A 6,872-nucleotide genomic window follows, 5' to 3' on the forward strand; every position below is an offset into this window, starting at 1 on the left:
AACGCCAAAGCTGCGGGGGGGAGCCCGCAGTGCCGGATGCACGGGGGGACGGAATGGATCGTTACGATTATATCGTGGTCGGCGCGGGCAGCGCGGGCTGTGTGCTGGCCAACCGGCTGTCGGCCGATCCGAAAAACCGGGTGCTGTTGCTCGAGGCGGGGGGGCGCGACAATTACCACTGGGTGCATATTCCGGTGGGCTATCTTTACTGCATCGGCAATCCGCGCACGGACTGGGGGTTCAAGACTGCGCCGGATGCGGGGCTGAACGGGCGCTCGCTGACCTATCCGCGCGGCCGTATCCTGGGCGGCTGCAGCGCGATCAACGGCATGATCTACATGCGCGGGCAGGCGCGCGATTACGACATGTGGCGCCAGGCGGGCTGCACCGGCTGGGGCTGGGACGATGTGCTGCCGCTGTTCCGCCGTCAGGAGGATTTCTTCCGCGGTGCGGACGATCTGCACGGGGCGGGCGGCGAATTGCGGGTCGAACAGGCGCGGGTCCGCTGGGACGTGCTGGATGCGTTTCTGGACGCCGCCGAACAGGCGGGCATTCCGCGCAGTGACGATTTCAACCGCGGCGACAACGAAGGCGGCGGGTATTTCCATGTGACGCAAAAGAATGGCTGGCGCTGGTCGGCGGCCACCGCGTTTCTGAAGCCCGTTCTAAAGCGCCCCAATCTGCGGGTCGTCACCGGGGCGCAGGTCGAACGCCTGCTGATCGCCGAGGGGCGGGTCACCGGCCTGCGCTATCTGCAAGACAACGCCCCCTTCGAGGCGGCGGCAGGCGAGGTCGTGCTGGCCGCGGGCGCGGTGGGCAGCCCCCATATTCTGGAACTGTCGGGCATCGGCCAGGGCGCCGTTCTGGCCGCCAATGGCATTGCGCAGGTCCTGGAGACGCCCGGCGTGGGCGAGAACCTGCAAGACCATCTGCAACTGCGTCTGATCTACAAGGTGCAGGGCGTCAGGACGCTGAATACGATGGCCAATTCGCTGTGGGGCAAGGCCAAGATCGGCCTTGAATATGCGGCCTTCCGCAGCGGGCCGATGTCGATGTCGCCCAGCCAGGCGGGAATTTTCACGCGCTCCTTCCCGGAAAAGGAAACTGCGGATCTGGAATATCACATCCAGCCGGTCAGCCTCGACAAGTTCGGTGACGCGGTGCACCCGTTCCCGGCGATGACGGCGAGCGTGTGCAACCTGCGCCCGGAAAGCCGCGGATCGGTGCATCTGAACGGCCCCGATTGCCGCGCCCATCCGGTGATCGCGCCGAATTACCTGTCGACCGAAGGCGACCGGCGCGTCGCGGCACAGTCGATCCGGCTGACCCGGCAGATCGCCGCGCAGCCCGCCTTTGCGCGCTTCCGCCCCGAAGAATTCAAACCGGGGCCAAGCTACGAGTCCGAGGCCGATCTGGTGCGTGCCGCGGGCGAGATCGGCACCACGATCTTCCATCCCGTCGGCACCTGCCGGATGGGGGCCGATCCGGGCTCGGTCGTCGATCCGCGGCTGCGGTTGCGCGGGCTTGCCGGGCTGCGGATCGCGGATGCTTCGGTGATGCCCACGATCACCAGCGGCAATACCAACGCCCCGACGATGCTGATCGCGGAAAAGGCCGCCGCGATGATTCTGGAAGACGCTCGCGGCTGACGGCCGGGCAGGGGGCGCTGCCCCCGGCTGCGTGCCGCAGCCTCCCCCGGGATATTTGAACCAGAAAGAAGCCGCTGATTTCTTTCTGGCCCAAATATCCCCGCCGGAGGCTCACCATCGGCCAGAATGCAAAACGGGGGGCGCAGGGCCCCCCGGTCTGATCCGTGCCGTTTGCAGGTGTCAGCCCGCGGCGATGCGGCGTTCGTTCGCCTCGCGCCAGGCTTTGTCCGAGGGCGAGATGAAGGTGTAGAACATCGGCACCACGAACAGCGTGAACAGCGTGCCGATCATCAGCCCCGAGAACATCACGATCCCCATCGCCTCGCGCGCGGCGGCGCCCGCCCCTTCGGCCAGCACCAGCGGCACCACGGCCAGCGCCATCGCGGCGGTGGTCATCAGGATCGGGCGCAGCCGGGTCTTTGCCGCGGCCACGATCGCCTCGCGCCGGGTCAGCCCGTGGTCCTGGCGCTGCTGATTGGCGAATTCCACCATCAGGATGCCGTGCTTGGTAATCAGCCCGACCAGCGTGATCAGCCCGACCTGGCTGTAGATGTTCAGCGTGCCGAGCCCAAGGTTGAGCGGCAGCACCGCGCCGAAGATCGTCAGCGGCACCGACATCAGGATGATGAACGGGTCGCGCAGGCTTTCGAACTGGGCGGCCAGCACCAGATAGATCACCAGAACCGCCGCGCCGAAGGCGATCAGGATCGTGTTGCCCTGCTTCACCTCAAGCCGCGACTGACCCGAATAGTCGATGAAGAAGCCTTCGGGCATGGTTTCATTGGCGATCCGCACGATTTCGGCGAGGCCGTCGCCGGTCGACTGACCGGGCAGCGGCAGTGCCGAGATGGTGGCAGAGTTCAGCTGGTTGAACTGTTCGACCGAGGCGGCGGCAACGCCGGTGTCGATCTTCACCACCGAGGACAGCGGCACCATGTCGCCGGTCGCGGCGCGCACGAAATAGCTGCCCAGCTGTTCGGGGTTCGCCCGGAAATCCTGCGGCACCTGGGTGATGATGTCGTAGCTGTTGCTGTCGCGGTCGAATTGCGCGACGGCCCCGCCGCCCACCAGCAGCCCCAGCGTCGACCCGATGTCCGACACCGGCACATTCAGCGTCGCAGCGCGGTCGCGGTCGATCGTCACGCGCACTTCGGGCGCGTCGAAGGCGAGCGAGTTCTGCACGACGATGAACTTGCCCGATTGCTGTGCCTTGAGGCGGATTTCTTCCGAGACTTCGGCCACGCGTTCGGGGCTGTGGATCGACTGGATCACCACGGCAATCGGCAGCCCGCCACCGGTGCCCGGCAGGGTCGGCGGCGCGAAGGCGAAGCCTTTCAACCCGGTCGATTTGTCCAGCGCGCCCTGAATCTCGGTCTGGATTTCCGCCTGCGACCGCGAGCGATCGGCCCAGTCTTTCAGCGCCCAGATATAGATCCCCTGGCTGTCCGATCCGCCAAAGCCCGCGATCGAGAAATCGGTGCGCACTTCGGGGATGTCCGCGGTCGCGCGGCCCAGATCGTCGATATACATCTGGGTATAGTCCGAGGTCGCATAGCGCGGGCCGTTCAGAATGGCGAACAGGGCGCCCTGGTCTTCATCCGGGGCCAGCTCGGTCGAGGTGTTGAGGAACATGAACCCGGTAACGCCCGCCAGAACCAGAACCATCAGCGTGGTCACCGGGCGATAGTCGAGCGACGAAGCCACGCGGCGTTCATACCAGCCGGCAAAGCGATCGAAGGTGCGGTCGACCCAGGCCTGGAAGCCCGAGGCATGGCCTTCCTTCAGAATACGCCCCGACATCATCGGCGTGATCGTCAGCGCGATGATCCCCGACAGGATCACGGCCCCGGCCAGCGTGAAGGCGAATTCCGAGAACAGCGCCCCGGTTAGACCGCCGGTGAAGGCCAGTGGCGAGAGCACTGCGGCCAGGGTGATGGTCATCGCGATCACCGGGCCGGTGATTTCGCGCATGCCCTGCACCGCGGCCGGGATCGGCTTCATCCCGTCTTCCATGTGGCGGTGGATGTTTTCCACAACAACGATGGCGTCATCGACCACCAGACCGATGGCCAGAACCATCGCCAGCAGCGTCAGCAGGTTGATCGAATAGCCAAGTGCCAGCAGCACCGCCATCACCCCGATCAGCGACAGCGGGATCGTGACGATCGGCATCAGCACCGATCGGATCGAGCCGAGGAACAGCAAGATCACCACGACCACGATCGCCACCGCTTCGGCGATGGTCTTGAACACCTCGTCGATCGAGGCGGAAATCGTGTCGGTCGAGTCATAGACCAGTTCGATCCCCATGCCTTCGGGCAGGGCGGCGTTGATCGCGGGCAGTTCCTCGACCACGGCCGCGGCGGTATCAAGCGGGTTGGCCGCCGGGGTCGGGTAGACCGCGATGAAAGTGCCGGGCTGACCGTTGAAGGTCACGATCTCGCCGGATTCGTCCGAAGCCAGCGCGACATCGGCCACATCGCGCAGCCGCACCACCGCATCGCCCGAGGCCCGCAGCGGCAGGGCGCCGAAGGCTTCGGGGGTTTGCAGCGTCGATTTCAGGGTGATCGACTGGGCGAAGAACTCATTTTCGGTCTTGCCCGGCGCCGACAGGAAGTTCGAGGCGCGGATCGCCGCCAGCACTTCGGAAGCGGTCACGCCCCGCGCGGCCAGTTTGTTCGGATCGAGCCAGACCCGCATCGCATAGTTCGATGCGCCGATCACCTCGATCTGGGCGACACCCGGGATGGTCGACATCCGCGGCCGGATCACGCGTTCCAGGTATTCGGTCAGCTGTTCGGGCGTCATGTTCGGGTTGATCGCCGCCAGATACATCAGCGCGAAGGTTTGTCCCGTGCCCTTGACGATGATCGGATCGTTGGCGTCATCGGGCAGATCGCCGCGCACCTGCTGCACCTTGGCCAGCACCTCGGTCAGCGCCACATCGGGATCGGCGCCCAGTTTCATGTTCACCGACACGACCGAGGCCGAGGGCCGCGAGGACGAGGTGACGTAGTCGATGTTTTCCGTGGTGGCCACCGCGGCCGAGATCGGCGCGGTGATGAAGCCCTGGATCAGTTCGGGCGCGGCCCCCGGATAGGTGGTGGTGATCGTGACCACCGTTTCATCCACCTTGGGATATTGCCGCACCGGCAGGTTGAAGAAGGCCTGAATGCCCAAAAGCAGCATGAAGGCGCCCAGCACGGTGGACAGCACCGGGCGGCGGATGAAGAGTTCGGTGAAATGCATCGTCCGTCCCTCAGTTCGTCGCCGCGACGGGCGCGAGGCTGTTGTCGATGGTGACCGTGGCGCCCGAACTCAGCCGGTTCTGGCCCGCGTTCACCACCTTGTCGCCCGCTTTCAGCCCCTCGGTGATCTCGACCAGAGTATCCGAGCGGCGCCCGAGTTTGACGAAGACCTGCTTGGCGATCAGCGTGGGCTCGCCGCCTTCCGGGGTCTCTTCGCGGACCACGAAGACCGAGTCGCCGTAGAGGTTGGAACTGACCACCGTCTGCGGAAGTGCGATGATGCCCTCTTCTTCGGGCAGCGACACGCGCACGCGCAGGAACTGGCCGGGGGTCAACCGATCCTCGGCATTGGGCACGCTGGCACGGATCGTTACCAGACGCGAATTGGCGTCGATCTTGGGTTCGATGCCGGTGACTTCGCCCGCCAGCGACAGATCGCCCACTTCCGACGTCACGGTCACCTTCTGACCGGGGGCCACCACACCGGCCTGTTGTTCGGACAGGGTAAAGTCGACGCGCATCTGGCTGCGGTCCTGCAGCGTGGCATAGGGGGTGCCTGCGGTGACGAACTGGCCCAGTTCGATCTGCGGAATGCCGATCGTGCCGCCGAAGGGCGCGGTCAGTTGCTTGGTTTCCAGCACGGCCTTGAGTTTGGCCACGGTCGAGCGGGCCTCGACCGCGGTCGCCTCGGCCTGATCGAGCGTGGTGGTGGCCGACACGCCGCGTTCGCGCAGCTCGCGCGCACGCGTCAGCGAGGTTTCGGCCAGATCGAGGGCGGCTTCGGCCGCGGCCAGATCGGCGCGCTCGGTGCGGTCGTCGATCTGCACCAGAAGCTGGCCTTTCTCGATCCGGTCGTTCGCCTTGAAGCGGATTTCACGGACGATCCCGGCCGCCTCGGTGGCCAGATCCACGCCCTGCGCGGCGGCGGCGGTGCCGATCGCCTCGAGCCCGGGCGCCCAGAGCTGCGGCGTGACTTCGGACACCGAAACCGGCACCGGGGCGGGCTTCATCGTGGCGAAGAACTGGCCGATCATCTTCGCGCGGAACAGATTGAAGCCGACAATGCCGCCGCCGATGAGGCCCAGCAGCAGAATGGCAATGATGAAGCGCTTGATCATGGTATCTCCGGGTCTGTCACGCGACGTTTTGGGCGGCGGTTTGTTCAAATGGCAAAGCCAGCGTGACGCATCGCGCCCACTGGCCCCCTCCTGAACCGAATAGTTCAAAGGGCGGGCGGGAAGTCAATCACCTCGCTGTGAGGATGTGGGGCACGAAACGGTGATAACAAGCAATTCCGGCGTTCCGATCTGTGCGCATGTGCATAGAGCGGCAAAGATATGCGTGTCCTTGCGCATTTCGCGCATGTGGACGCAAGGGAGCTATGCATTGGCGGGGGTTTCGCCTGGCGAGGATTGCGCGCATAAGCGCCCATTAACATATTGCAGTATAAGCTGGATGTCTGGTCCGGGCACCGTGCCCGGGCTCTGGAAGACACGGCCGGAAAGGTCTTCGATGTTCATGAATCCCCTCGCCCCGTGGCTTTTGTCGCTTGAAGCAACGCGTATCGGGATGGAGGCGCAGGCAGTGATCGCGCTGCGGGTCGCTGGCATGGCGGGGCTGTGGGATACCTCGCCCGAGGAAATGACGCGCATGGTGTCGGAAAAACCGCAAGCCGTTGCCCAGGCCATTCAGGCTGCGGCCCATGCGGTGTTGTCGGGCCATAGCGCCGACAAGGTGATGCACGCAGGCATGCGCGAAATCGGGCGCCACACGGCAAACAATGTCGAACGTCTGTCGAAGATGGGCCCGGCCAAGCATCCGTTGTTGTGGTAATCACGTTAGCACATTCTTACCCACATTTCCCAAGTAAGGCGCTGATTTCGCTGTCCTGACCATTATATTTCCTATATAAAACATGGTGTTGAAGGCTGCGAGGGGCGCGTTTCATGGATCACCCAGAGGGTGCGGGCTTGCA

4 protein-coding genes are annotated in these 6,872 nt (G+C 64.8%); 2 read left to right on the forward strand and 2 right to left on the reverse strand.

The window, feature by feature from the left end:
- Window positions 1-53: 53 nt before the first annotated feature.
- Window positions 54-1,649, forward strand: a complete 1,596-nt coding sequence (locus P2G62_RS04335; protein ID WP_275733640.1) for a GMC family oxidoreductase N-terminal domain-containing protein — start codon at window positions 54-56, stop codon at window positions 1,647-1,649.
- A gap of 180 nt (window positions 1,650-1,829) precedes the next feature.
- On the opposite strand, the gene P2G62_RS04340 is transcribed toward P2G62_RS04335, so the two are convergent.
- A complete protein-coding gene (locus tag P2G62_RS04340; RefSeq protein WP_275733641.1) occupies window positions 1,830-4,898 on the reverse strand; it encodes an efflux RND transporter permease subunit in 3,069 nt (1,022 codons plus the stop codon).
- 10 nt (window positions 4,899-4,908) lie between these two features.
- Window positions 4,909-6,015 carry an efflux RND transporter periplasmic adaptor subunit gene (locus tag P2G62_RS04345; protein ID WP_275733642.1) on the reverse strand — a complete coding sequence of 369 codons (1,107 nt, stop codon included), beginning with the start codon at window positions 6,013-6,015 and terminating at the stop codon, window positions 4,909-4,911.
- A gap of 394 nt (window positions 6,016-6,409) precedes the next feature.
- Here P2G62_RS04345 and P2G62_RS04350 point away from each other — a divergent pair, with 394 nt between their 5' ends.
- Window positions 6,410-6,730 (forward strand): hypothetical protein, encoded by a 321-nt coding sequence (locus P2G62_RS04350; RefSeq protein WP_275733643.1) that lies wholly within the window; start codon window positions 6,410-6,412, stop codon window positions 6,728-6,730.
- The last annotated feature ends 142 nt before the right edge of the window (window positions 6,731-6,872 follow it).

Origin of the sequence: Paenirhodobacter sp. CAU 1674, from assembly GCF_029222945.1 — a bacterium.
GTDB lineage: Bacteria > Pseudomonadota > Alphaproteobacteria > Rhodobacterales > Rhodobacteraceae > Rhodobacter.

Coding starts and splice junctions, on each gene's coding strand:
- P2G62_RS04335 (WP_275733640.1), top strand. CDS start 54: ATGGATCGTTACGATTATATCGTGGTCGGCGCGGGCAGCGCGGGCTGT.
- P2G62_RS04340 (WP_275733641.1), bottom strand. CDS start 4,898: ATGCATTTCACCGAACTCTTCATCCGCCGCCCGGTGCTGTCCACCGTG.
- P2G62_RS04345 (WP_275733642.1), bottom strand. CDS start 6,015: ATGATCAAGCGCTTCATCATTGCCATTCTGCTGCTGGGCCTCATCGGC.
- P2G62_RS04350 (WP_275733643.1), top strand. CDS start 6,410: ATGTTCATGAATCCCCTCGCCCCGTGGCTTTTGTCGCTTGAAGCAACG.